The sequence below is a fragment of the Apilactobacillus waqarii genome (assembly GCF_019061205.1).
Classification (GTDB): Bacteria; Bacillota; Bacilli; order Lactobacillales; family Lactobacillaceae; genus Apilactobacillus; species Apilactobacillus waqarii.
In genome coordinates, this window is record NZ_JAHQYH010000007.1 from 1 (window position 1) to 24,857 (window position 24,857).

At 37.7% G+C, this 24,857-nt stretch carries 26 protein-coding genes; 11 read left to right on the top strand and 15 right to left on the bottom strand.

Annotated features, from left to right (window positions below; genetic code table 11):
• The 5 genes from KTJ72_RS05280 to KTJ72_RS05300 form a co-directional block, all read right to left on the bottom strand.
• A partial coding sequence (locus tag KTJ72_RS05280) for a ParA family protein (protein WP_217304304.1) occupies positions 1–531 on the bottom strand: 531 nt, incomplete at its 3' end.
• Positions 532–549: 18 nt separating this feature from the next.
• Positions 550–1,287, bottom strand: a complete 738-nt coding sequence (rsmG, locus tag KTJ72_RS05285; protein WP_217304305.1) for a 16S rRNA (guanine(527)-N(7))-methyltransferase RsmG — start codon at positions 1,285–1,287, stop codon at positions 550–552.
• A 174-nt stretch (positions 1,288–1,461) separates the two neighbouring features.
• Positions 1,462–2,769, bottom strand: a complete 1,308-nt coding sequence (locus tag KTJ72_RS05290) for an NCS2 family permease (protein WP_249419567.1) — start codon at positions 2,767–2,769, stop codon at positions 1,462–1,464.
• A 51-nt stretch (positions 2,770–2,820) separates the two neighbouring features.
• The gene (locus KTJ72_RS05295; protein WP_057197454.1) at positions 2,821–4,068 is read right to left on the bottom strand and encodes a NupC/NupG family nucleoside CNT transporter; all 1,248 of its coding nucleotides are present in this window, start codon (positions 4,066–4,068) and stop codon (positions 2,821–2,823) included.
• A gap of 87 nt (positions 4,069–4,155) precedes the next feature.
• Positions 4,156–4,971, bottom strand: coding sequence for an alkaline phosphatase family protein (locus KTJ72_RS05300; RefSeq protein WP_217304309.1), 816 nt, complete (start codon positions 4,969–4,971; stop codon positions 4,156–4,158).
• Between the two features lie 221 nt (positions 4,972–5,192).
• On the opposite strand from KTJ72_RS05300, the gene KTJ72_RS05305 reads away from it, so the two are divergent.
• Both KTJ72_RS05305 and KTJ72_RS05310 read left to right on the top strand, forming a co-directional pair.
• Positions 5,193–5,792: an SGNH/GDSL hydrolase family protein gene (locus KTJ72_RS05305; RefSeq protein WP_217304310.1), complete on the top strand. Its 600-nt coding sequence runs from the start codon at positions 5,193–5,195 to the stop codon at positions 5,790–5,792.
• Between the two features lie 87 nt (positions 5,793–5,879).
• The gene (locus KTJ72_RS05310) at positions 5,880–6,602 is read left to right on the top strand and encodes a hypothetical protein (protein WP_041152782.1); all 723 of its coding nucleotides are present in this window, start codon (positions 5,880–5,882) and stop codon (positions 6,600–6,602) included.
• A gap of 3 nt (positions 6,603–6,605) precedes the next feature.
• Here KTJ72_RS05310 and KTJ72_RS05315 read toward each other — a convergent pair whose 3' ends face one another.
• The 4 genes from KTJ72_RS05315 to KTJ72_RS05330 form a co-directional block, all read right to left on the bottom strand.
• Positions 6,606–8,408, bottom strand: a complete 1,803-nt coding sequence (locus KTJ72_RS05315) for a glycosyltransferase family protein (RefSeq protein ID WP_143441332.1) — start codon at positions 8,406–8,408, stop codon at positions 6,606–6,608.
• 65 nt (positions 8,409–8,473) lie between these two features.
• On the bottom strand, positions 8,474–10,240 hold the full coding sequence (locus tag KTJ72_RS05320; RefSeq protein WP_217304311.1) for a hypothetical protein: 1,767 nt from the start codon (positions 10,238–10,240) through the stop codon (positions 8,474–8,476).
• 15 nt (positions 10,241–10,255) lie between these two features.
• The gene (locus tag KTJ72_RS05325) at positions 10,256–11,125 is read right to left on the bottom strand and encodes a DNA/RNA non-specific endonuclease (protein ID WP_249419568.1); all 870 of its coding nucleotides are present in this window, start codon (positions 11,123–11,125) and stop codon (positions 10,256–10,258) included.
• Between the two features lie 115 nt (positions 11,126–11,240).
• A complete protein-coding gene (locus KTJ72_RS05330; RefSeq protein WP_217304312.1) occupies positions 11,241–12,605 on the bottom strand; it encodes a hypothetical protein in 1,365 nt (454 codons plus the stop codon).
• A 174-nt stretch (positions 12,606–12,779) separates the two neighbouring features.
• Here KTJ72_RS05330 and KTJ72_RS05335 point away from each other — a divergent pair, with 174 nt between their 5' ends.
• From KTJ72_RS05335 to KTJ72_RS05345, 3 genes are all read left to right on the top strand, one after another.
• Complete coding sequence (locus KTJ72_RS05335) at positions 12,780–13,037, top strand: hypothetical protein (RefSeq protein WP_217304313.1); 258 nt, start codon at positions 12,780–12,782, stop codon at positions 13,035–13,037.
• Between the two features lie 72 nt (positions 13,038–13,109).
• On the top strand, positions 13,110–13,415 hold the full coding sequence (locus tag KTJ72_RS05340) for a hypothetical protein (protein WP_160184627.1): 306 nt from the start codon (positions 13,110–13,112) through the stop codon (positions 13,413–13,415).
• 157 nt (positions 13,416–13,572) lie between these two features.
• The gene (locus tag KTJ72_RS05345) at positions 13,573–14,466 is read left to right on the top strand and encodes a LysR family transcriptional regulator (RefSeq protein WP_034531417.1); all 894 of its coding nucleotides are present in this window, start codon (positions 13,573–13,575) and stop codon (positions 14,464–14,466) included.
• A gap of 35 nt (positions 14,467–14,501) precedes the next feature.
• Here the strand turns inward: KTJ72_RS05345 and KTJ72_RS05350 are convergent, their stop codons facing one another.
• The 3 genes from KTJ72_RS05350 to KTJ72_RS05360 form a co-directional block, all read right to left on the bottom strand.
• The gene (locus tag KTJ72_RS05350; protein ID WP_198178096.1) at positions 14,502–14,747 is read right to left on the bottom strand and encodes a DUF2922 domain-containing protein; all 246 of its coding nucleotides are present in this window, start codon (positions 14,745–14,747) and stop codon (positions 14,502–14,504) included.
• A gap of 21 nt (positions 14,748–14,768) precedes the next feature.
• A complete protein-coding gene (locus tag KTJ72_RS05355) occupies positions 14,769–14,969 on the bottom strand; it encodes a hypothetical protein (RefSeq protein WP_198178097.1) in 201 nt (66 codons plus the stop codon).
• A gap of 83 nt (positions 14,970–15,052) precedes the next feature.
• A complete protein-coding gene (locus KTJ72_RS05360) occupies positions 15,053–15,556 on the bottom strand; it encodes a sigma-70 family RNA polymerase sigma factor (protein WP_217304314.1) in 504 nt (167 codons plus the stop codon).
• A gap of 167 nt (positions 15,557–15,723) precedes the next feature.
• Here KTJ72_RS05360 and KTJ72_RS05365 point away from each other — a divergent pair, with 167 nt between their 5' ends.
• On the top strand, positions 15,724–16,158 hold the full coding sequence (locus tag KTJ72_RS05365) for a GNAT family N-acetyltransferase (RefSeq protein ID WP_034531399.1): 435 nt from the start codon (positions 15,724–15,726) through the stop codon (positions 16,156–16,158).
• A 38-nt stretch (positions 16,159–16,196) separates the two neighbouring features.
• Here the strand turns inward: KTJ72_RS05365 and KTJ72_RS05370 are convergent, their stop codons facing one another.
• Positions 16,197–16,760 carry a hypothetical protein gene (locus KTJ72_RS05370; RefSeq protein WP_057197432.1) on the bottom strand — a complete coding sequence of 188 codons (564 nt, stop codon included), beginning with the start codon at positions 16,758–16,760 and terminating at the stop codon, positions 16,197–16,199.
• A 149-nt stretch (positions 16,761–16,909) separates the two neighbouring features.
• On the opposite strand from KTJ72_RS05370, the gene KTJ72_RS05375 reads away from it, so the two are divergent.
• Entirely contained in the window at positions 16,910–17,416 is a 507-nt protein-coding gene (locus KTJ72_RS05375; RefSeq protein WP_217304316.1) for a hypothetical protein, read from the top strand.
• 36 nt (positions 17,417–17,452) lie between these two features.
• Here KTJ72_RS05375 and KTJ72_RS05380 read toward each other — a convergent pair whose 3' ends face one another.
• Positions 17,453–19,222 (bottom strand): hypothetical protein, encoded by a 1,770-nt coding sequence (locus KTJ72_RS05380; protein WP_217304317.1) that lies wholly within the window; start codon positions 19,220–19,222, stop codon positions 17,453–17,455.
• A 162-nt stretch (positions 19,223–19,384) separates the two neighbouring features.
• On the opposite strand from KTJ72_RS05380, the gene rlmD reads away from it, so the two are divergent.
• Both rlmD and KTJ72_RS05390 read left to right on the top strand, forming a co-directional pair.
• The gene (gene rlmD, locus KTJ72_RS05385; protein WP_143444120.1) at positions 19,385–20,788 is read left to right on the top strand and encodes a 23S rRNA (uracil(1939)-C(5))-methyltransferase RlmD; all 1,404 of its coding nucleotides are present in this window, start codon (positions 19,385–19,387) and stop codon (positions 20,786–20,788) included.
• A gap of 22 nt (positions 20,789–20,810) precedes the next feature.
• Positions 20,811–21,248: a hypothetical protein gene (locus KTJ72_RS05390; RefSeq protein ID WP_217304318.1), complete on the top strand. Its 438-nt coding sequence runs from the start codon at positions 20,811–20,813 to the stop codon at positions 21,246–21,248.
• 57 nt (positions 21,249–21,305) lie between these two features.
• Here KTJ72_RS05390 and KTJ72_RS05395 read toward each other — a convergent pair whose 3' ends face one another.
• Complete coding sequence (locus KTJ72_RS05395; protein WP_041152796.1) at positions 21,306–21,536, bottom strand: hypothetical protein; 231 nt, start codon at positions 21,534–21,536, stop codon at positions 21,306–21,308.
• Between the two features lie 155 nt (positions 21,537–21,691).
• On the opposite strand from KTJ72_RS05395, the gene KTJ72_RS05400 reads away from it, so the two are divergent.
• Positions 21,692–23,326 carry a glycosyltransferase gene (locus KTJ72_RS05400; protein WP_217304319.1) on the top strand — a complete coding sequence of 545 codons (1,635 nt, stop codon included), beginning with the start codon at positions 21,692–21,694 and terminating at the stop codon, positions 23,324–23,326.
• A gap of 2 nt (positions 23,327–23,328) precedes the next feature.
• Positions 23,329–24,843: a glycosyltransferase gene (locus KTJ72_RS05405; protein WP_217304320.1), complete on the top strand. Its 1,515-nt coding sequence runs from the start codon at positions 23,329–23,331 to the stop codon at positions 24,841–24,843.
• The last annotated feature ends 14 nt before the right edge of the window (positions 24,844–24,857 follow it).

A 24,857-nucleotide genomic window follows, 5' to 3' on the forward strand; every position in this document is an offset into this window, starting at 1 on the left:
GTCTAGGTCTGGGTTAAAGTGCTTCTTAACTAATTGAACAGTGTTTAATAGTTGGCTTAGACCTTCTAGTGCGTAGTATTCGGTTTGCACTGGAATTAAGATTGAATCACTGGCAGTAAATGCGTTCACAGTGATTAATCCTAATGAAGGTGGACAGTCAACTAGCACGTAATCGTATTGATCTGAGACTGATTTTAGGGCATTTAATAAACGTGTTTCTCTCGCCATTTGAGGAGTTAATTCAATGTCTGCCCCTGATAGTTGAATTGTTGCTGGTACAATGTCTAAACCTTCATGTTTTGAAGGAATAATGGCTTCTGAGATTGGTTCTTCATTAACCAAGATATCGTAAATATCTTTTTGGATGTCGGATTTTTGAATACCTACTCCTGAAGTTGCATTTCCTTGGGCATCAGCATCAATTAGTAATACCTTTTTACCCATTGTTGCAAGGTCTGCACCTAGGTTAACGGAAGTGGTAGTCTTACCAACTCCACCCTTTTGATTAGCTAATGATATAACGTGTCCCATTAAAACCCCTCCTCTAGTCTACTTATTACTTGAACCAATTGGTTTCTTGTTCGGTGTACCCGCTTTTCTTGGGTATTGTTTTGGTGTGTTCTTCACTTTTTCTAACACTACCATGTTACGTGGATCATTTGAGACCGGAAGATTGAACTCATCATCGGAAATCATCTTACCACCTAGAGTAGTAATCGCGCTTTTTCCATCTGATAGTTCATCCTTTGCCTTAGATGCCTTTAGTGCAATCATTCGTCCGCCAACCTTAACTAGTGGCAAACAAAATTCTGCAAGCACACTCATCCGAGCAACTGCACGTGCGGTTGCAATATCAAATGATTCACGATATTGAGATTTTTTACCACCAAATTCTTCTGCTCGGGCATGGTGTAATTCAACGTTAGTTAGTCCTAATTTAGTAATTAATTCATCCAAGAAGTTGATCCGTTTGTTCAATGAATCAATGATGGTGACCTTTAAGTTAGGAAAAACAATTTTTAACGGAATGGATGGGAAACCGGCACCGGCTCCAACATCACATAGGGTTAATTCTTCGGTTCTCAAGTCTTCTGCAAAGAATGCAGGAGTAATTGAATCAAAGAAATGCTTTAAATATACTTCATCCCTATCAACAATGGTTGTCAGGTTAACGTGTTCGTTAGTGGAAACTAACAACTTGTAGTAATCGGCAAATTGTTGCATTTGGTGGTCAGTCAATTTGATATTGTGTTTTGCTAATTGACTCTTGAATTCTTCTGGATTCATGCAAATCCTCCTATTGTGAAACATGATTGTTTCACATCTATCTATACTTTAACTGATATTAATCTTTTTTACAATCATGAAACATATACTTCTCCATTATAACCAAAATTAGGCTAATTCGTCACTAGATTATCAAAAAAATACATATAAAAAGACGATCATTCGATCGTCTTTTTATAGCATTGCTGTCATTATCAAATTGATTAAAAACAACCCACTTAAAATATAGTTAATTGTACTAATTGATTTAATTTGGCCATTGAAGATTTTCACGATTGGATAAGCAACGAATCCGAATGCTAATCCAATTGAGATGCTCCCGGTCAACGGAATCAATACAACGATTAGGAAAGCTGGGAACCATTCGGCAAAATCATCCATATTAATCGTCTTTAAGTTTGATAACATCAAAGCTCCCGTAATGATGATTACCGGAGCAATCGCAGCTTGTGGTACTAAGTCCAAAAAGCTGATGAAAAATGTTGAAAGTAAAAACATGATTCCAGCAGTAATCGACATGATTCCGGTTCTTGCCCCTAGTTGAAAACCAGCCACACTTTCGGCAGCCGATACGGTTGGACTAGTTCCTAAGATGCTGGAAATGATTCCGGTAATTGAAACACTTCTAAATGTTTTTTTAAACTTCTTCATGTCCGGTAATATTCCGGCATTTAATCCCATCGATTCAAACACCAAGATCATTGTCATTGAAAATGATGCCATGATAAATGGTGTCGTCCAGACGTTTTTAAACCTAAAGTCAAACAATGATTTGTGGTATTGCAAGATATCAATCAAGTGGGTGGTTTTAACCCCACTGTCATGAATGTGGAAGATAATTCCAACAATTGTAGTAATCACAATTCCGATGAAGAAGTTTCCCTTCACATTCTTAATGTATAGAACAATTGTTAAAATCAAACCAAAAATGGCTAGTAACAACGATGGATTCTTAAATGATCCAATCGTTAATAATGAATTCTTCCCTTGTTGAATCAAATCGGCCTTTTGAAGGCCAATCTCAACTAAAAATAAACCAATTCCGGCGGTGATTGCTGACTTCAATGAATCAGGAATACCACCCTGTAATATGTCCGTGAAGCGGCTAAATGCGATTAATGCAAACGCAATCGTCGATACCAATGAAACGGTCAACGCTTCTTGATATGACAATCCCATGTTCAACACCATCGTGTAGGTGAAGAACGCATTGACACCCATCCCCGGAGTAATCACTACTGGTGAATTCGCATAGAATCCCATGATAAAACAACCGATGACGGAACTAATAATTGTCGCAAAGACGGTCTGGTGAACATCCATCCCCGCATCCGCTAGTATCATTGGGTTAACCACCAAGATATACGAAATCGCGAAGAATCCGGTAATTCCACCTAAGACCTCTGTCTTAAAAATTTCTTTGTCCCTTAAAACGTCTAAAAGAGACAGCGCGGCTGTCTCTTTTTTTGACGTTTTGTTCAAATTATTACTCATTAAACAAAATCCTTAATCTATATATATTATGTTTCTATTTTACCATACAAATAGACCAACGATTCCTGCAGATAGTAGTGAAACTAAAATTCCTGATAGAATCATGTAACCTACACTCTTTGAAATAGCGTTGTTTACTTCACGGTTAACGATACCCTTGAATGCACCGATAATCATTCCTACTGTAGAAAGGTTAGCAAATGAAGTTAGGAAGACAGTTAATTGTGCACGGTAGTGAGGAGCGTATGAACCGATGTGTGATGATACTCTACCCATAACAACGAATTCGTTAGTTACCAGCTTAGTACCCATGTTTTGTGCAAAGTCAAAAGCAGTATGCACGTCAGAACCCATTAACCAAGCGAATGGGAACATGATGATTCCTAAGATGTGTTCTAGGGATAAACTAGGATTGATTGCACCTAAAATCTTATCGATTAATGCGGCTAAAGCAACGAATGCGATAACGTTTGCAGTAATGATTAAGATTAATTTACCAGCACCTAGGATTGAGTCACCCAAGAATGAGAAGAATGGTTCTTTCTTAGCTTCTTCTGCGTTTTCAGGATGTTCACCAACGGCAACTTCAGCAGTTTCTGAAGAACTACCTAACTTAGCGATAGTGTCTTCTTCTGGGCTAACTGAAGTTGGCATTAAAATACTAGTTACAATAACAGCATTTAAGATGTTCAATGGAACGGCAGTCAATACGTATTGACCTGGAACCATTTGAGTGTATGCGCCAAGAATTGAGGCAGTCACACATGACATTGACATCATGGCAATGACAACATTTCTTACTGCTGAGATTTGTTTTAATTGTAGAGTTGAAACCGCAAGTGCTTCAGTGTTACCTAAAAACATCATTTCAACAGCGAAGAATGATTCAAACTTAGGTTGGCCAGTTATGTATGCCAAACCTTTACCTACCCATTTGATGATCCAAGGTAGGATTCCAATGTAAGTTAAGATATCAAACACTGGAACGATTAATAAAATTGGTAGAAGTGCTGAAGTTACAAAGTCCATTGACTTAACGTGAACCCAATTAGGTAGAGCAAAAGCAATACCTTGGTAGGCTACTTCAACTAATGCTGAGAAACCATTGGCAGCGGCTTCAACAGCAGCACGACCCCATGCAAATTGTGTTAAACAGTAAGCGATTACTAGGTTTAACACTAAAACAGTAATTACTGAACGCCATTTAATTTCTTTCTTGTTCTTTGAAAAAATAAATGCAATCCCTAGGAAAACAATAATTCCTAAAATATTAACTAACAAATACATAAAATTTCTAATCCTTTCTCTGCGACAAAAAATATAGTGACAAATAGCTTATTTTAGTTGCGCAACACCCCTTTCAATTTTGATTAATTACATAACTTCATTGATAAAGTTTGGTTTAGTAATTTCCCCATCATCTAAATCGAAGAACGCGACGATTGCGTTAGCAACCGCCCCTAATGAACGCTTAATTCCTAATGACTTACCTTCATCCTTATTTGGATTAAAGACGATTAGTGGTAAGTATTCACGCGTAATTCGATTATCTCTGGTTGGATCAATGGCATATGAGGATGTGATTAGTAGTAAATCATTATCCCTTAGTCGTTCTAAGACCTTACCGATTGTTTCATCTAACACATTTAGTTGCTTAGCATACCCGACACTGTCATCCATTCTGGCGAAGTGTCTTAACTCTGGTAACTGACAGTAAATTAACCCGCTCTTTTGAATCCTCATTTTAGATGACAATTCAATAAAAGCTTTGCCATCATCAGGGACTTGGACCATTGAAATATCGTCCTGTTTTTCCCAATAATAAGCAAAGCTTGAAATAATTGAAACACTATGTTGTTTTTCTGCTAACAAGTCCATTACAGAAGCTGTACGGACACCAGCAGTGTAGTCAAACATCTCACGAAATGAGGCACTACCCCTGTTGCTGTCAACAGTGGTAACCATTTTCCCAAAGAAGCCACGAGGAGCGTCAACTTGTGGAATTGATTTAATCTCGTTGTCCCAGCGAACATTGCCAAGACCTAGGTTAATTAAATTAGAAACATTTAGCCCCTTATCAGCGATATGGCCTAATGTGTCGGCACCAATAGAATCAAAGCGATTGGCATCGGGAGCTTCGCCTAAACCAAGTGAAGCAATATCCAAAACAATCATTCTTTTGTGTGTCATTGTGTGCCCTCCTAATTTTATTTATTAACAAATGAGTATATCATAAATGGCAATTGTGTCAATAAAAAAAGACGCGGATATCCGCGTCTTTTTCGGCTTATGTGCCCCTGCCAAGGACCTTCATTATACCAAAAAAATTTATGAGTATATAAAATTAAATTTTTACTAAGTTTTTGATATCATAATAGGTAATATATACATATTAATCGGAGTTGATTAAATTGGATCTTACAAACAAAACAGTCGTGGCCTTAGGTGACTCTGTTACCCGCGGATTCGACGGAACCGTCAACCTACGCTACAACTATCCACAATACTTAGCCAAATACTACAATTGCCGTGTCTGCAACAACGGAATCAACGGTGCTACTATTTATGAAACATTGGAAAAAGAAATTGAAAAAATCAAAGATAAGCAATACGACATTATCGTTTTAATGATTGGAACCAACGACTATGGTCATCTAGATGTTCCTTTGGTGCGTGTTATTTCCAAACTAACTAGATTGGTTCGCAAACTTATTAGTGAACATCATGAAGCAAAGATTTATGCCGTGCTGCCATTAACTCGTTTTGACGAGGACAAGAACGCTGATGACGTCATTAGATATTCTAACTACACCTTCAATCAATTACTTGATGGTTTGACCGAAGTATATTCAGCATTCCAAATTCCATTCATTGATTGGCGTGAATATCACTCAGAGTTCATCACCGACTTTAATTACAAGGACATGTACCAAGATCAACACGTCCACCCTAACGCCTATACTTATCGTAAACTGGCCTTTTACATAGGTGACTTCATCAAAAATAGTTAAGATTTCCTTAAATTGGCCGAAATAATTCGCCTAAAAAATCTTCTCGTGCTAGCTTGTTAAACGCAAACCACACGAGAGGATTTTTTTATGAATGAAACAAATTTAAAAAACGAAGCGATTGAAAGTAAAGACGGCACCACCTTCATCGATGTCAACAAGCTGCCGATTAGTCTGGTCAACCACCGTTTTAATTTCAAACAAATCAACTGGCATGACCTGTTGATGCTAGTGGATGTATATGATCGCAGTAAACGCTATGCAACCATGGTGATTGAAAATGATTTTAACTTCTACTTACTGAAATCGTCGACGACCGCCTTAATTAATAAAAAGCTACAGATGGAATGCATGCTGCACAAACACTTCAATCGAAGTATCTGTGAGGAACTGCATATCAAAAACAAATTTCCAATTCTAACCACCGAGGCATCCCTGATTCCACTGCCCTCCAGTCATAAGACTCGGTCCTACTCTTGGTTTAACGCCAACCTATTGAGCTATTGTATCCCTTACTCCACTGATAAGTTCTCCTACCTATACATGCACGGCAAAGAAACCCATCTTAAGGTCAATGCTAGTGGATACTATCTGCAAAACAAGTTCAAGGATCTCATGATGATTCATAACTTCATCATTTACTACACCCAAAAGAGCATTAACTGTATTAATTTCGTCAAACAGAGTCGCTTTAATAACCCAAATTTGTCCTGTGCCAACTCGATTCTCTTCGACGACCAAATATACCACGACATCTATTTGAAAACAGCTAAGTACATGTACGAGGACTATTTAGCAAATAAAAAAGAGTAACCTTTATTGGTTACTCTTTTTGTTTTTGAATCTTCTAACGATAACATAGCCGAAGACGCCGACCCAACTAAGTGTGGTAACTAGGAAGATGACATCCATTCCTAATCCAGTACGATAAGATACTGTTAACACATTCTTACCTGGCTTAGCCTTAACGGTAACAGCACCAACTTGACTAAGGCGAGCTGGCTTAATTTTCTTACCGTTTAGAACTAACTTAGTGGCTGAATACTTAACGACAGTTACTCTGAAACGTCTAGTCTTTGAGTGATGGTTATACCATGTGACGGTCAATGATCCATCCTTGTTCACCTTCTTGGTGTAACCACCCTTAATCTTGAAGTTGTGCTTAATCAACTGACGGTGGTTGTTCAAGTATGGATGCACACTAGCATAATTATCCTCATTAACCGCTTGAGTGGTTGGTAAGTAATCAGGTGTTGTCTTTAAGATATCGTTAACTAGATACGACTTGTTTGGACTTTCCAAGTCCTGTAAGTAGGTTCGATTATATTTTTTGTTGTAGCTAAACGCATGGTTAACCGGGATTACCGAATCATTGTTTTGTTTCATTGCAATGGTTTGAGATACCCCCAGGTTAATCGCTTGAAAGTTGGCTTCCATGTTTAACGCAAAAACGAAGAATAGCATTGCATAAGTGAATGCTCGACTTGGGTAATGCAATGGTTTTAACGTCAAGGCGTGCTTGTCGTTGGTCAAAATCATCCCTAGTAATAAGAAGAATAGGATGAATGGAACCACCGCAAAACGTTTAGGGAATTGAACCAACGTGGTTAGCTTTGGAAATTCAACCTGTAAACGAGTCCATGGCACGATGTTAGTAGATAGTACCAAGAAACCAAACGCAACAGAACCTAGTGTTTTCACCACGTAGTTTAGCTTCTTCCATCTAGTAATCACGTAGTAAATCACATACAAGAAGATCAAGAGTTCCATTGGCTTCACAACGCTTTGAATTGATTCGCCGTGAAGTGAAACCGTGAATAGTTGCATGCTGGTTTCTGGGAACGTTGGAATCAAGAAGTTATGTCTAAAGATTGAAATCATGACTCCCCAAACGTTAAAGGTCAACGCCAGTGTCAATACAATTGCGATTAACCCATCCTTAATCATCTTCCACTTTTCCTTGGTTAGTATCAAAGAAACGATGATGATAGGAAGTGATGCTCCAAAGGCAATTAAACTGGAAACCACGTGGGTTTGAATTAAGACTGCCATTCCAATGGATACCCCTAGCACCGGAATTCTTAGCTTTTGTAGCATCAAAGTAATTCCAATGAAGAACACTGGCATGACTGCCGCACCGACTCCAGTGAACTGTTGATTGATCACCCATACAAATACGGATGATCCAATCATGTAAAGTGAACCCATTAAGATGGAGTAATCACGGCTAACGCCGTTAACCTTACATAACCAATACATTGAAAATGCAGCAACTAGCATTACTAGCAATGAGATCACAATTTCAAAGACAATCCAGTTGTAACTTAGTAATAGGATAAATCCAGCAATGTAAGCAACTACCGGTCCATACAAAGCATTAACAATTCTTCCCGTTTGTAAGAAACCGTAGTTCATTTGGAAGTAATTATAACTTCCATTTCTGATTTGCTCAGCAGTGTCATAAAAGCGATTAAAGTGAAAAATCGTATCGTAGCTCAAAATCAATGTGTTATTTAAAATCAAGCTGCTAAGCGCAATCAGCCCCAATAATCCAAATACGAGCAGCGGGAAAAAGCGGCTTTCATGTACTTTTTTAGCCGCATTTCTCAGTTGTTCCAAAACTATCCCTCCAGTAATCGGAAATGATTCATTTCCATATAAAACACCAAAAGGCCGCATTCGGCCTACTTGTTGCGTCTAATTTTTGTTATTGCAAAAATACCAAACAAAATCCAACTAATCCATGTTAGTACCATCATCAAACGAGTAGTGAATGATGTTACGTATTTAATGTTTACTCTGTTGTTACCCTTCTTAGCAGAAACGATAACAGCACCTAGTTTAGTTGTCTTCACATTCTTAACGGTTCCATTAACCGTTACTTCTGTTTGAGCATACTTAACCAATGGAACTTGAATTTCTTGTGCCTTCTTTAGCTTGAACTTGATACTCAATGATCCATCTTTTCTTACAACGTGTTTGAAATGAATCTTCTTATCGTGATTCTTTTCGATGTATTCCTTGTAATACAATTCGTATGGATTCAATTTTTCGTATTCATCGTGTCCCTTGATTTGTTTGTAAGCAGGAACATAGTCAGGAGTCGCCTTGATAATATCTTCTAGCAAGTTAGATAGTTTGTGGCTTTGGGTGTCCTTTTGAATTGTTCTATGGTGTTTTCTCATGTAGTAGTAAATTGAGTTATCGTTCTTGTTGTTCTTATGACGCTTAGTGTTTAAGGCCACATAGTTTACACTACGTTGGTGAATGGCATAAAAGTCCAATCCGGCACTACCAACGATTAATAATAAGATAGTTACTACCACGGCATAGTTACTCTTATGAGTATTGTTTCTAATTTCATAAGTTAAAATTCGACCGAAAGTTACCAATAAACATACAAACGAAATTACCAAGAAACGTTTTGGAAATTGGAGTGTGTATGATAACTGAGGAATAAGATATTGAAGAACTCCCCATGGGAAGTGGCTCCATGAAATAACTAAGAAGAAAAATCCAGTAAATGCTGTTGTCTTAGTTAAGATATCAACTTGTTTGAATCTTCTAATAACAAAGTATAATACAAAAATAAATAAAATAAACTCAGTCGGCTTCATAATGTTGACTAATGATTGAACATTAAAGTTGTATCCGTAGGTACGAACATGTGGAACCGGGTATACCGGAAGCAAGTGGTTGGTAGCAGAAATGTAGATTAGGTTGTACCAAACGTTAATGGTTAATAACATTGTAAGCAAAGCAGCGTAAACAGTATGTAATAGCATGCGAACGCGTTGTTTCTTATCAAGTGCTTTAATCATTCCAACTACGAAGAATGGAATAATCCCGATGGCTGTAATCATAGCACTCATCAAGTGAGTTTGTACCAATAGACTCATTACGAAGGCAAATCCTACAAATGAAACGTCATTTTTTCTGACCATTTGAGTTGCGTAAATCATAACGAATGGTACAATCATTGCCCCTACCCCAGTAAATTGTTGGGCAGTCACCCATTGCATTACCAATGATGAGTACATGTAAATGAATCCCATGAAGATTGCTGGGTATTTGTCGACGTTGTTAACTCGGCATAGCTTGTACATTCCAAGCGCTGAAACAATTAGCACGATTAAATCGGTTAAGATTTCGAACTTAAACCAGGTTCCAGCTAATAGTAGTAGAAAACCTCCCACATATGCTGCCACTGGTCCATACAATGTACTTAGCATTCTACCAGTACCTAAGAAACCGTAATTAGTTTGGAAGTAACTAATCTTGTGGGTCTTTAGTTGCATCGCAGCATCGTAGAAACGGTTAAAGTGAAATAGTGAATCTGATCCCAAAAATGTTTGTTTCTTAATTAGTGGAATCGCAACGACTAATAAGGCTAAAACTAAAAAGATAATAAATGGTGTCAACCATTTTAAAAACTGCTTTAATTTTTCCATCATTAATTCTCCTCATTATTCAGCTACGCTAGTTCCATTGGCGTAGTTAAGTTTGAATCCTTCTTGAATATTTTTAATGTAAATATTAAACGAAATTGCGTTACTACCAACTGATTTGGCACGCATAATCACACCAGACGCTAAAAGATTGTTCTTCTTAAAAACCGGTTTGATTTGATATCTAACGTAGTGGTGGTGATTACTACGTAAGTAGTATGCAACCTTGTTTTCAAACGTACTCATTGCAGGATCATTTAATGAACGCGTTCCTGTCATCAGATTACGCAAGTTATTGTTTTGACCCGTAAACTGATAGCCGATTAGATGACTCCGGTTGTATAACCATGTACCGCCATCCTTCTTGTTATGCCAACCCGTTGGATCAACATATAAAGGTTCTCTTTTAACCTTTGGCATCAATGAATAGTTTAACATTGCATTCGCAGTGGTTGAACGATTGAGCTTATCCAAGCTACCGTATCTTGCCCATGCCCCATGTTTTAGTGACATTTCGGACTTGGTAAATGCTGGATTATTACCATTAATAATCACAATTTGATTCTTGGCAATCCTAGTCTTACCACTGTGACTAACTGCTTGTTTATGTATCTTTCTGGCCTTCTTGGCAGTTACTTTGGTAACGACGGTGCGGTGAGTACCACTTTCGTCTTTTGCCAAAGTTAGGCCACGTGATTGAGCCTGACTTAAGGTGACACGATAAACTTGGCGTGCCCTTTTTAGTCCCCAATCATTTCGATTGTAGTAGTATCTTTTACCAGTTCTTGTAACATATACGTAGGTTTGTGCATTGACCGTCTGTCCAGAAACTGAAAAACACATTAAAAGTACCGTTATCAATGACAAGAAAACTAAGAACTTTTTCAACTTTTATCACTCCGTTTTAATCTTATACATTAATAATAATACATATTAGTATAATATTCACTGAAAATTAAAGAAAAGTAAAAAAGCCTCCCCTTTTGGGAAGCTTTTTTATTTATTATTTGTAGTAAAGAGTAACTGTTGGGTTGCTTGCATCAATTGCAGTTGTGTCCACACCTACGAATTGAAGTGAACCGGCACCACTAGTTGATAGTTTTGATTGATCAATACTTAATAAGTTGCGGTTAGTCAAGATTGACTTAACGGCGTCGGCATTGATGCTTTGTCCATTTAGTACTAGTTTTTGGTTTAATAAGTCTTGACCAGCTTCGTTTAGCGTAGTTACTAAATCAGATGACGGAGTCAAAAGTGCACCAGTGTCTTTTTGTTTGATAGCAATTGTTAAACGAGTTGCTGGAACAGCGTTTAAGTTGATAATGGCAGTTCCACCGTTAACGATTGGACCGTCAGTATTGATTGCATTAGCATCAGTAGTGATTTGGTAGTTACTTGGGATAAACTTAGCGATTGAATCAGGAGTTACAACAGAAGTTCCGTTTACTGATAAATCTGATAAGTTCACAATCTTAGTACTTACGAAGTTACCATTGTATTTGAATACTAGGTTGTAGGTACTTGGAGTTGGTGTGGTTGTAGTTGGGTTAGATTGAGTTTGTTTGTTGTCAGTTGGTGTCTTAGCAGGAGTCTTCTTAGTAGAATTCTTCTTGGTATCCTTCTTAGCATTACGAGCAGTAGTGCTACCGCTGTAGATCCAACCGTTAACACTCTTCTTCTTGGCATCTTGAACGTAGTAGTATAACCAACCACGAGTGTTGTAGACAGCTGATTCAACAACGAAATCATCGTTGATGTATGAAGCCTTCTTGTGGCTAACAACACGAGCGTTGTAACGACTGAACTTAGGATAAGTCCATAGCTTATCTAGGATTTTAACGTTGACGTTGCTTGGATTAGCACCATATCTTAATGTTCTAGTAGCGGAAATTCCAGTGTTTTTAGTGATGTTATCTAGGTTGTATTGGAAATCATTCTTACCAACGTAGATCCAGCCACGGTACTTGCCACCTAAAGTGACAACGTGAGCGTAGTATAAACCGGTGTTAGTCTTAGCCATTCCATATACATGAAAGACGTTTTCAGGTAGTTTTGATTTAGCTAAACGACGCATTGTTGTCTTGTTGGCAACAACCTTAGCATTACCCAGCTTACCTGGCTTATTCATGATGCTAACTACCCCATTTGATTTAGCATATGCAGCGTTTTCTGCGAAGTGAACTTTATAGTATGTGACAGTAACTTTAGTTTGTTTTTTAGTGTGCTTCCCTGTTTTTACCTTTTTCGCAACACGCTTAGTAGTGACGTGTTTCTTGGCATTAGCGGTAGTTGTGTTAACTGCGGCTAATGAACCTAATGCAAAAAGAGTTAGTCCAGCATAGACTGTCTTCTTTAAAAATGATTGCATTTTGATTCCTCCAATAATTTTATAATCTAGATTATAACACATTTTAACTTTTTAACTATTTCATTAACAAATTGTCGCGTTTTATTAAATAACTTTAAAATTAACATTATATTTTAGACATTTTATTCAAAAAATATTAAAGTAAAGTAAAAGGATTTATAGGGGGAATCGCCAATGAAAGAAACGTTTAGTTCGAATAATCCGAGTACGCACCTTTTGGCTCAACTTAGATTAAGAAACTATTTTGCTAGTTATTTAAAGCAAATTATTGCTAAAAGATTTGGCGACAACGAAAAATACCCACAGTTTGAACAACTTTTAAACGAACAAAATAACTTTGAGGTTGTTAACTATCTATTGATCTTAACAGACAAGTATCGCAATAACGCTGATTTATTGAACATACTAATTGATATCATGCAAAGAGACTGATATCGTCTCCTTCGTACTTATGTTACGAACTCTTCTACTATCTTATATAGATATTTGAAGGGAGGGATTTATTTGCGTCAGTTATATAGAGGACTTAAATTAGATGCCAAGTTTGAGCAAGCCAATCTACATCTCCGTCGCAAGCTACGTCAAAAAATCCAGAATAAGCTTATCAAATATGTCGGAGATAAACATTATTACCCCTGCAACAAGGCACTGGATAAAATATACTGTGCCAATGATATGCACTACATGCTAGCAATCATTACTAGTTCCCGGCCGAAGCCGCTGGAATATATTATCAAATGTGTAAATAACATGGATGCTCGCAGATATCATCGTTGGTCGCAAGAAGCGTTTGGTTTTTGGTATCCATAAAAAAAGACGCTATCGTTTGGATAGCGTCTTTTATTCTATTCGAATTTATTTCGATAGTTCATATAATTTTTTTCAAATGGTTGTTACATATTTTTACAAAAACATATATAATCTAAAACAATAAGTTTTTTAATTGTAGACGAGAGGATTGATGTACATGATTTCTTTTTCATACCAAGCTTTTGTAACCGTAGTTAGTGAAGAGAGCTTCCACCACGCTGCTCAAAAGCTAGAAGTAACACCTTCTGCAATTTCTCATTCAATCGATAAACTAGAAAAACAACTTGGTTTCTCACTACTTATCCGTGATAGATCAGGAGTTAAGTTAACCGAAGATGGAAAAGATGTTCTTCCAATCATTCAAGATATCTTAAATAATGAAGAACGTCTTCAACAAGAAGCCAATAAAATCAAAGGACTAACCTCTGGTACAGTTAGATTAGGTGCTTTTAGTAGTGTCTGCATCAACTGGTTGCCAACCATTATACATAATTTTCATAGTCAATTTCCAAACGTCAAAGTAGAACTGATTCAAAGTGATTTCAACGACATCACCTTACAAGCGCGCCAAGGTAAAATCGATCTTGGTTTCACCTGTCAACCAATCAATGAAAGATTAGTAAAGGCCTTATTAGTAAAGGACAAGATTTACTGCATCACGCCTAAGGACTTCGTCCCAGCCAATGGTAAATCAATTACAAAGAAGGACGTTGAAAACCAACACTTCATCCTACAAAAATCAGATTACGATGGCGATACCAAGGCGGTGTTAGATCAATACAACGTTGCCCCTAACTCAATTCAATTCAGTATCGATGACCAATCAATCATTGCGATGGTTGAATCAGGTCTTGGTATGGGAATCCTACCTAAGCTAGCATTCCAAAGAATTAACGGTGACGTTTCACTATATCCATTTGACGATGATTTCTACCGTTCAATCTTTATGGTAATGAACTCAGTTCAAATGAAGACCCCTGCCGCTCAAAAGATGGTGTCATGCATTCGTGAATTTATCGAATCAAACTATCCAGATGGATACCTAAAATAAAAAGTCGTGTTGCATAATGCAACACGACTTTTTTATTACTTAGCGGGAGTGTTAGTCTTAATTCTCTTATCGAATAAAACTTGGTTAGTGGTATCAACAATCTTGGCTGCCACTGGTTCTTGGTATAAGCTACCATCTTTATCACGGAAAAGGTTCAATTCTGCTAGACGTTGCATAGCAGGCATTACCTTATCAGCACTTAGGTCACCTTCTACATAGTTAAAGCCTAGATTTTTGTTCTTACCGTTTTCGCTCTTAAATGTTAATTCTAGTTTTTTCATTAATTTGTCCTCCAATTAAAATTAGCCAACGTACTTGTTTTCTTGTACTACTCTTGCTTCATCAACTTTACCACCGGTTAATTCGGCAACGATTGCGATTAGTTGAGCCATTTGTTCAGGTGATACTTCTTGAATTGCATTGGCAATGTTGCGTTTTCTCAAAACATTGTCGCTTCCTAAAGTATTAACTGTAATCTTTGACTTGTCCCATTGCTTTTCCATTATTATTTACCTCTTTTTCCAATTTTCATAAGTGATTAGCGCCAACCCTTACACTATTAATAACGTGTTGAAACGTAAAAGTGTTACCCCAGTTTGTAAAATTCTTCTTGGACGCCTTTCTTCCATTGATAGACCGTCTTGCGACTTACATGATACTTTCTTGCAATATCTGTTACGGTCATCGACTCGTTGTAAGCACAGCATAAAAACTTCCTTTGGTTGTTGGTGCAGTGCAACCATAGTTGGTTCAACAAATCGATGCCATCAATCTCATCGTGTGGCGAAAAACCTTCACCATCAACTTCTGTTTCCACGCTAATAACGTGGTTGTTGGTGCGTTGTTGCTTTCTTAAAATGTCTAGCAGGTGCCAATAGACCGCCTGAAATAAATATCCACAGACCCTATCGTCATCTAATTCATCATTGTATTGACTGTACTTGGTGGCTAGGTGGATAAATCCCTCCTGCTTTAGGTCATCAAATTGTGGGTTATCAACTCTAATGTTTAATCGTTTCAATACTCCATAAACAATGCCTACGTGGTTTTGTTTCATTAGAAATTCAAAACCGGCATCTAAATTATTCATCTTAATCAATCCTTTTGCGTATTGATCAAGGGCCCTTGAACGATTAAAAAGATAACAACAATTGATAAAAAAGGCACCGCGTCTTTTTTTGGTTGAATACTGCAAAATTTTACACTTTCAATATAAAAAATAGTAGAATGAAAATAATCAATCTAGGAGGTTGTGTCATGGAATGGAAAGTAAAAACATTTGATGAAATCACACGTGATGAACTATGGGCCATCTACTACGCTCGTGTTCAAACCTTTGTGGTGGAACAAAAACGTCCTTACCAAGAAGTCGACGATGTCGACAAAAAAGCACTACATATCTGGGCTGAGGAAGATGGACAACTACTAGCCTATGCCAGGGTCTTTCATGGAGAAGACCACACTTCATTTGGCAGAGTTCTTACCACCCCTGCCGCACGTGGCAAAGGATTGGGAAAGCAATTAATTGAACGCGTATTAAAGGAAATCGACGAACACTTCGATCATCCAAGAGTTGAAATCGATTCACAAGATGACAAAGAAGGCTTTTACGCCAAGTTCGGTTTCAAATCAGTTGGTGATGTCTACGAGTTCCACCAAACTCCACACATTAAAATGATTTTGAACAAATAAAAAAATGCATGCAGATAATTTTTATCTACATGCATTTTTTAGTGCATAAATTCCTTAATTTTATTCATATCAATTACGCTGGATTCTTCTAGATTCTTCAAATTAAACTCAACTGGATTCAAATGAACCCTTGGGTCGTTAACCATAAACTCGAATCCTAACTGGAAATCTTTTTTAGAAATATCGTTATGGGAAATATCATCGTGTTCATGCTTTGCAATCGAGAACGCCTCGGCAATGATGCGGTTCAATTGTTCATCATCACTACTGCGTTTGATGGAAATCGTTACGATATAGTCGTTCGAAATCGGACGCCATCTCGTCAATCCTTCCCTAAACAAATCTAGGTTCACACTGTGTGTTAACTCCTCACCGTGTAGCGTCATATAGATGCGGTTTAACTTAATGAACCCACTGGTGTTTAGCTTTTCATCTAAGAAGTAGATAAAGACTCCCTGACCGTTAACCGATGAACGATCAACTCTGATTCTCATTGGGGGCTGGCGGCGATTCAAATACAACGCAATGTACGCGGTGATAAATGTTCCAATCGCACTTGCTAGCTCGAAGATGTCGTTCCAACTTAGTGGTTCTAAATGCATTCAAGCATCCCCTTTCCTTCAAAAATTTAGTGTCTAAACTCATTTGGTTTGATTAATCAAATCATAACATTTTTTATTTATGATTGTGTTGATTAAGAAATCCTTTGTATTATAATTATCAAAAAATAAATCAACGAGGAGCACTTTTAATGAATAACGCAGAATTCAAAAAAGGCATTCTAATTTACGGTGGTGTCATGTTGGTTTTATTCACATTATTTAACACCTTCGTATTCCCAATCCTATTGGATGAGAGAATATCATTTAGTCTAGCCTCCTTATACCACGGCTTATTACCAGTCGTCATGTTTTGGCTTTACTATACAATCGCTTCGCTTTTTAAAAATAAAATCGTGAACATCATCGTTTTCACTTTTTATGTTGTATCTGCAACTAATCATTTATCTTCAACCATTTTAGGACTATTATCTGGACTATACTTGTCTGCTTTTCTTAACTTCTTAGCATTCTTGTTATACATCTGGTTAGCATTCCAATTCACAATGTCGGTCAACGACATTATTAATCACATTGATCATGAGCACTACTTTCAATCATGGCTACAAAGTATCTCAAATTTCTTTTTTGAAAACAAAATCCTCATTATAAGTATCATTATTTTCTACGTCTTTAATATTTTTACTAATAATCCATAATAAAAAAGCAGCCACATTTTGTGGTTGCTTTTTTGATTAATCGATTGGTGTGGTTGACTTCAATACTTCGGATCTCCAAAGTACGACTAGATAACCATAACCACTGCTATCGAATGATAGACTTTCAAATTCACGGTTAGTACCAAAGGTAGTGTAGTGCACGTCTTGTGGTTGAATGTTGTCGTTTTTGACCTCATCCACCGGAATGGAAATAATCATATCGTTTGATAGTAAGTACAAACGGTTGTTATTGCGGTTGTAAGTAACACCTTGGTTAAAACTTCCTGGCCACTTAACTAGTCCCTTCACTGGAGTGAATTGGATTCCGCTTTCGTTCATTGTTCCGTGGAATAGTGTGTAGGTACCTTTCATCTTCTTAGGACCACCACGAACACCAAAGTATGCATTTCCGTCATTATCGAATGTCAAAGTATGGATAGCGTAGTAATGACCATTGTTGTTTAGTTTGAAACGGTATACGTGAACTGGATTCATGTTTTCTGCATCCATTTCAGTTACTTGGTTGTAAAAGTCATCTCCAACGACCCCTAGCTTATCGTCTTGGGCTAAGTAGACGTGGTTGTTGCTTGGATTGTATGACAATGTTTGACCGTGACCAATGTTGGTAACTGGACTGATTGTTAGTAGTTTTGATAAGTCAAAGTACTTGCTAAACAAGTCATTACGTTGACCAATACGGTCGATTTCATGGTTATTGTGATCAATCTTGGCATTCCATGCATTAATCTGTTTGTTGTCCTTAGTAATCAACTTAGCTTGTGCCTTCTTGACGCGGTTGTAAGTCTTGAATGACTTCGGAGCTAGCTTACTTAAGTTCTTCTTTTTAGCATTCAACTTCTTGTAAGCCTTGTTAAGCTTTACGATTTGCTTCTTAATCGCTCTAGTCTTTACGTGTTTCTTCTTTAGTTTCTTAAAAGCCTTACGGTTAGTCTTGATGGTCTTAGCTAACTTCTTCTTAGCTTGCTTAGTGGCATTGTTAAAGGTCTTTTGATTGGTCTTAACCTTTAGGTTAGCAGCAGTAATCGCCTTTTTCATGTTGGCAATCTTAGTTTGAATATTGCTATTATCTTTTCTGTAGACATCAGTATTAATGATGAAGTCAGACAAGCTCTTGCTGTGGTCACTACCGTAAGCAGAGTTTCTATTAAAGAAGTTAAAGACCTTTGCCAAGATGTTTTGTTGAGTACTGTCATCAATGCCCAACTTATCTAATGCGTCTAGGCCAATCTTTACAATTGCACCCTTATTGGTGTTGGTTCCAGCAGATTCTACAAAGTAGATGCTATTGTTAGCGATGATTCCACCTTGGTAGTTTCCGTGTTCTTCTGGGCTAACGTGGAATCCTTCTGGTAAGAACCACTTAGTCTTAAAGGTGGTAGAACCGGTATTAATTGAATCAATTGATGTGTAGTTGCTTGGCACATCCATGTTACGAACATGAGTGTAGTTTCCCCATGTTGGTGTCATCTTTGGTAGCTTAGTGTCGATAATATGGTACTTAGTGTTGTTATCAACGTAAGCATTATCGCTGGTGGTAGTTGCAATCCCATCAGTGTTGATAGAATCACTGATGGTCTTATTATCGTTGAACTTATCACCAGTCTTTTGTGTCCCCTCGTTTGGCTTTGATGCATCCCCATCGATAGCTTCTGGATCCTTGTCATCGATGATGTTGGAACTACTGTTGGCATCTGCGGATACCTTAATCCCAAAGTCAATTGAAGGTAACGAAATTAACATTGCAACAATTGTCAAAAGTAAGAATAGATTTCTTATCTTTTTCATGTCAAAAATCGCCCCTCTCAAATTTAATCACTGCTTCTATTTAAACCCTTTACAATCTGTTTTGCAATAAAATAATCGCTAAATAATATACTGATAATTTAAAAACATTTTTAACATGATATAATGTAAATTAATATTGTATAAATGAAAAGGACGTTTTTAATGGCATACCAAAATCGCAATAATCGTTCCAACTATAACGACGTCGAAGTCGAAGTTGGTCAACAATTTAAAATGACCATCAAAAGAATGGGCATTAATGGTGAAGGAATTGGTTTTTACGAACACAAATTAGTGTTTGTTACCGGTGCTTTTACCGATGAAAAAGTCGTCGCTGAAGTAACTAAGGTCTACCCTAATTACATCAAGGCAAAGGCCGTCAAGATTAACCGTGTATCTAAAGACCGCGTTGAACCTCGTGATAGTTATGCCGGAAGTGTTGGTGGATTCGAACTTGAAGCACTATCATATCCTGCACAACTTCGTTTCAAACGTGATTTAATCAAGCAAGCACTAGAAAAGTTCCAACCACAAGGTTACAAGAACTTCAAGATTCGTTCTACTATGGGAATGGAAGATCCATACGAATACCGTAACAAAGCTCAATTCCCAGTTCGTATGAAGGATGGCAAGGTGATTGCCGGACTATTCAAGGAAGGAACTCACGACCTAGTCGACCTTCCAGAATGTTCTGTGCAATACCCTGCTACCATGAAGGTAATGAGAAAGATTGTTGAATTCATCCAAGAACTAGAAATTCCCGTTTTTGACGAATCAAACAATTCTGGAATCATAAAGACTGTAATCGTTCGTGCGGCATTAAACACCGATGATGTTCAAGTCGTCTTTGTTACCAACACTCCTAAGTTCGTTAAAAAGGGATTCATGCTAAAGAAGATCATGATGGAATTACCAGAAGTAACTTCCGTTATGCAAAACATCAATCCTGGTGACTCCCCTCTTATCTGGGGTGACAAGACAGTGCACTTAGCTGGTAAGGATACCATCGTTGAAAAGATTAAAGGACTAAGCTTCGAACTATCAGCTCGTGCTTTCCTACAATTGAATTCAATCATGCTTCCTCGTCTATACGAAGTAGCCATCTCAGCTCTTGAACTTACTGGAAACGAAAAAATCGTTGATGCTTACTCTGGTGTTGGTACCATCGGATTACCTTTAGCAAAACACGCTGAAGAAATTCGTGGAATGGATATCATTCCAGAAGCCGTTGAAGATGCTAACCACAACGCCATCATCAACAAGATTAGAAATGCATACTACGAAGTTGGTAAGGCCGAAGACCTTCTACCAGAATGGTTAGAAGAAGGTTTCAAACCGGATGCCATCATCGTCGATCCACCACGTACTGGTCTAGACGATAAATTAATTGACGCTATTTTAAAGAGTGCGCCAGAAAAATTCGTATATGTATCATGTAACCCTTCAACAATGGCTGCTGATTTAGTCCAACTAACTCGTAAGTACAAGGTGGACTTCATTCAACCAATCGACATGATGCCACAAACACCACGTTGTGAAGCGGTCGTTAAATTTACTAGAAAATAATCGATAGAAAGTAGGTATTCAAATGAATAACTTCCCTAAACCACCAGATTTCAAGCAAAACTTCGTCTTCATGATTAAGCGCGATGATCGCATCAAGTTTGGTCGTTTTGGATTTTCAATTCTATCATTCTTGTTGCATTGGATTCCTTCCATCTTGCGTTCTGATTACTACAACACGGCTTGTATCGTTGGTGTTGATACTTGTATCTACATGGCTACTCACATGTTCTTACAACTAGTTCTAAACGTTGACCCAAGCAATGCCGCTAACATTACCTACTTTGTAGGTGCTGTTATTTGGGGATTGGGTTACAACACTATGTACATCAAACGCTTGGTGAATAAAGGATTCAAGCCAATTGATGTTGATTCTCAAAACGTTTTAAAGCAACATCGCATTGACTGTGAACTAACTGACATGACTCCTGATGAAATAAATCATCAAGGACCAACACTTTAAAAGAAAAGACTCAAGAATTATTCTTGAGTCTTTTTTATTTTAGATTTTTTATTAGTATTATTTGCTAATCTTTAAGTCTAAATCGTCACCAATGTGTTCGGTGTAATTAAAGCCAGCTTCTTTGAAGTATTTCTTTAATTCATCATTCACATTCTTTAGTGGACGGCGATCTTCTTTTTGTTGAAACGCCTTGATTTCGTATGCGGAATTATCTGAGTCAACGTTTTCGAAATTGTATTCCACATCCACTGTGTTTAGAATTTGTTGAATTAATTGTCTTTCTGTCATAATTATCCTCCCAATAATACTTCACTATTTATTGTAAAACTAATTTAGACTTTTGTTAAAAAATCATGGAAGAATTTTTCTTAAGATTTTCTTTACTCAAATTTAACTCTCACTGCGTTATAATAATTATAACTACATAAAAAGGAGTATCCGATATGAATTTTTTCTTAAATTCTAGCTTTAATGCAAAAAACTCCGGGATTGAACACGCCCAGTTAAAACGCGCAAAACTATTCGAAAAATTCGGCGAAGACTACCGCCTAGTCTTTCGTGAATGGAACCCACTACTACACTTCCATTTAAACAATAACGGAATTGCGGATAAATATATCTTAAGCATTTTCGATTATTTCCAAAAAGCTACCGATGTACAAAAAAAGACAATCCGTCCAAAAGACATCAACTTTGGTGTCTCTAATCTAAGATACGAAAAAGAAAGAGATCACAACCGTGTGATTGTCTACAGCAAAAACCAAATTGTTGCTCGTATCAACCTATTCGATAAAGAAGTTACCAACGATCAAATCGTTAAGTCTGTCGAACTATTCGATGGATTTGCCAACCTTTACCGTGTTGATTTCTACGACTACCGCGGTTTTCTATCAATGGCTCAATGGTATACTCCTGACAACAAGATTGCGACTGAAACTTGGTACACCCCTGAAGGTCGTCCTGCCATCGAAGACTACTTCAGATTAAATGCCCAAGGTGAAATGGAAAAATCTGGTTTTAAGACCATCGATGAAAACGGCACTGTTCGTACTCACAACAACATTGTGGGATTACTTCAAGAATTCTTAGAAGACGTCAACGTTGAATTCATGGACCAAGACCATCCAAACATCTACGTGATGGATCGTTCTGATTACTTTGAAGAAATCCTGGAAAACTTGAGTTCTCCTACCTACACCGTCTTGCATCTACATAACTCACATGCCGGTGACGCTCAAGAACCTGATACTTCAATCATGAACAACAACTACGAATACTCACTAACAGACGCCAACAGATACGACGCCATTGTTTCTGCTACTGAGAAACAAACTAAGGATGTTAAACGTCGTTTCGCCCCAGCAGTCGATATGTTTACCATCCCCGTTGGTGTGATTAAAAACGAAGACCTACAAGGTCAACGCATCCCTATGAAGGATCGTAAGAAACACAGTATCGTAGTAACTGCCAGAGTCGCTCCTGAAAAACAAATCAACAAGATTATTGACGCAATGGGAATGGCCAAAAAGAACGTTCCTGACATCAACATGGATGTCTACGGATATGTTGACCACTCCAACGACGATATCGCAATGAAGCGCATTAACGCATCATTAGACGAATATGATTTAAAGGATGCCGTGCACCTACACAGCTACACCAATGACGTTACTGGTGTGCAAAGAAACGCTCAACTATACGCCCTAGCCTCTGTCATGGAAGGTTTTAACCTTGCTTTAATGGAAGCTCAAGCACAAGGTGACGTTGGTGTTACCTTTGATACCAACTACGGTCCAAACGAACTAATCGTCGATAACGAAAATGGTTATGTTGTTGATTACGACGACACCAAGGCCCTATCAGATAGAATGGTCAAACTATTTACCGATGATGAATTACTACAAAAAATGTCAGATCAAGCTTACGAATTATCGAATCGTTTCTCAGAAGACAGTGTTTGGGAAGATTGGAAACAACTAATCGATTCTGCTAAGAAGACTTGGCAAGACAAACTAAAGACATACCACTTCGACATCAAAAAGGGTCTAAGTGATATGGAACACACTGAGGAGGCCTAATCATGAGCAAGAAATTTTTATTCGTGAATGAAAACATTTTTACATTCAATTCGGGAACTGAATTTTCAGCCATGAACCGAATCAAACTGTTTAAACAAAATAACGTTGATGCCAAGATTGTGACCAGAAATTACAACCCTTCGTTGCATCAAGAAATTCAAAAGTACGGTATCGCAGATGACGATATCATTAACATGTACGATTACTTCCAAGGTGAAATGGGTCCTAAGAAACACCATGAATACCTAAGATACTCCAACCTAGTCGACAAGCATGAATACAAGATTAACGGTATCGATAACAACAAGTCATACATCGAAAAATTAGGTCAACGCGTGGCAAAGGTTTCCATCTTCCCGCTTACTGTTGGTGAAATTGGCAATGTCGATTACTATGACAACTTCGGTAATGTCTCCAGTCGAGATGTCTTTGACTACCGTGGTTTCAAATCCAAAACCATCTACATGCATCCGGATGGCAACATCGGACACGAACTAGTCTTAAACAACTCTGGTGATCCGGTCATGGAAATTACCCACATGAACATTGGCGAACAACTAATGCCTACCATGTACAAGCTATTGAACTACAAGGGTAAAACATTACGTTTCAACACCGAAGATGAACTATACACATTCTTCCTAAACGAAATCTCAGATAAGGATACCGTCATTATCAATGACCGTCCTTCATTAACAGTTGCCGTAGGAGAAGTTAAGGCTACCAAGCATAAGTATCAAATCATGCACAATGAACATACCGAAGACGCAGCACAGGCTGGTAATCCTAAGGCGAAGTTATTCGACAACTTAACCCCACTATTTGATAATTATCAAAACAGTTATGAAGGTGTTATCACCCCTACTGAAGCGCAAAGAAATGACTTAGCAAAACGCTATCCAAAGATGAACTTCTACAGCGTCTTTGATGCCGCCATCTTTGAAATGCACAAGCCTGCTTCAGACGTAACCAACCATGAAATCACTTATATGGGACGTGTCTTTAGAGACAAGAACGTTGCCGAATTAATCTCAATCATCCCTGCCGTTAAGCAAACCATTCCAGATGTCCACTTAACCATGATGGGATACTTTGAATCCGCTCAATTCAAGAATGAATTAGACGAAATCATCAAACAACTAGATATTGTTGACAACGTTTCAATGATTGATTACAAGACCGGTCAAGATAAGCAAAACGTCTTAGAAAAGACCCGTGTCCTAGTCCAATCATCCAAAGGTGAAGGATTAAGTATGGCACTTATCGAAGGTCTAGCTTACGGAATTCCTGAAGTTGCCTACGATGTTAACTACGGTCCAAACGAAATTATCGACAACGATAAGAATGGATCACTAATTGAATCAGGTGACCTAGGTAAGTTTGCTAGCCAAGTCATCGATATCCTAGCTAACGATGAAAAACACAAGCAACAAAGTGAACACGCCATTGAAAAAGCTGATAAGTTCAGTGCTGACAATGTCATGAAACAATGGAATCAATTCTTTGAAACCATCTAAACCAAATAAAAAAG

Coding starts and splice junctions, on each gene's coding strand:
- rsmG (WP_217304305.1), bottom strand. CDS start 1,287: ATGAATCCAGAAGAATTCAAGAGTCAATTAGCAAAACACAATATCAAA.
- KTJ72_RS05295 (WP_057197454.1), bottom strand. CDS start 4,068: ATGTATTTGTTAGTTAATATTTTAGGAATTATTGTTTTCCTAGGGATT.
- KTJ72_RS05300 (WP_217304309.1), bottom strand. CDS start 4,971: ATGACACACAAAAGAATGATTGTTTTGGATATTGCTTCACTTGGTTTA.
- KTJ72_RS05310 (WP_041152782.1), top strand. CDS start 5,880: ATGAATGAAACAAATTTAAAAAACGAAGCGATTGAAAGTAAAGACGGC.
- KTJ72_RS05320 (WP_217304311.1), bottom strand. CDS start 10,240: ATGGAAAAATTAAAGCAGTTTTTAAAATGGTTGACACCATTTATTATC.
- KTJ72_RS05330 (WP_217304312.1), bottom strand. CDS start 12,605: ATGCAATCATTTTTAAAGAAGACAGTCTATGCTGGACTAACTCTTTTT.
- KTJ72_RS05335 (WP_217304313.1), top strand. CDS start 12,780: ATGAAAGAAACGTTTAGTTCGAATAATCCGAGTACGCACCTTTTGGCT.
- KTJ72_RS05345 (WP_034531417.1), top strand. CDS start 13,573: ATGATTTCTTTTTCATACCAAGCTTTTGTAACCGTAGTTAGTGAAGAG.
- KTJ72_RS05350 (WP_198178096.1), bottom strand. CDS start 14,747: ATGAAAAAACTAGAATTAACATTTAAGAGCGAAAACGGTAAGAACAAA.
- KTJ72_RS05355 (WP_198178097.1), bottom strand. CDS start 14,969: ATGGAAAAGCAATGGGACAAGTCAAAGATTACAGTTAATACTTTAGGA.
- KTJ72_RS05360 (WP_217304314.1), bottom strand. CDS start 15,556: ATGAATAATTTAGATGCCGGTTTTGAATTTCTAATGAAACAAAACCAC.
- KTJ72_RS05365 (WP_034531399.1), top strand. CDS start 15,724: ATGGAATGGAAAGTAAAAACATTTGATGAAATCACACGTGATGAACTA.
- KTJ72_RS05370 (WP_057197432.1), bottom strand. CDS start 16,760: ATGCATTTAGAACCACTAAGTTGGAACGACATCTTCGAGCTAGCAAGT.
- KTJ72_RS05375 (WP_217304316.1), top strand. CDS start 16,910: ATGAATAACGCAGAATTCAAAAAAGGCATTCTAATTTACGGTGGTGTC.
- KTJ72_RS05380 (WP_217304317.1), bottom strand. CDS start 19,222: ATGAAAAAGATAAGAAATCTATTCTTACTTTTGACAATTGTTGCAATG.
- rlmD (WP_143444120.1), top strand. CDS start 19,385: ATGGCATACCAAAATCGCAATAATCGTTCCAACTATAACGACGTCGAA.
- KTJ72_RS05390 (WP_217304318.1), top strand. CDS start 20,811: ATGAATAACTTCCCTAAACCACCAGATTTCAAGCAAAACTTCGTCTTC.
- KTJ72_RS05395 (WP_041152796.1), bottom strand. CDS start 21,536: ATGACAGAAAGACAATTAATTCAACAAATTCTAAACACAGTGGATGTG.
- KTJ72_RS05400 (WP_217304319.1), top strand. CDS start 21,692: ATGAATTTTTTCTTAAATTCTAGCTTTAATGCAAAAAACTCCGGGATT.
- KTJ72_RS05405 (WP_217304320.1), top strand. CDS start 23,329: ATGAGCAAGAAATTTTTATTCGTGAATGAAAACATTTTTACATTCAAT.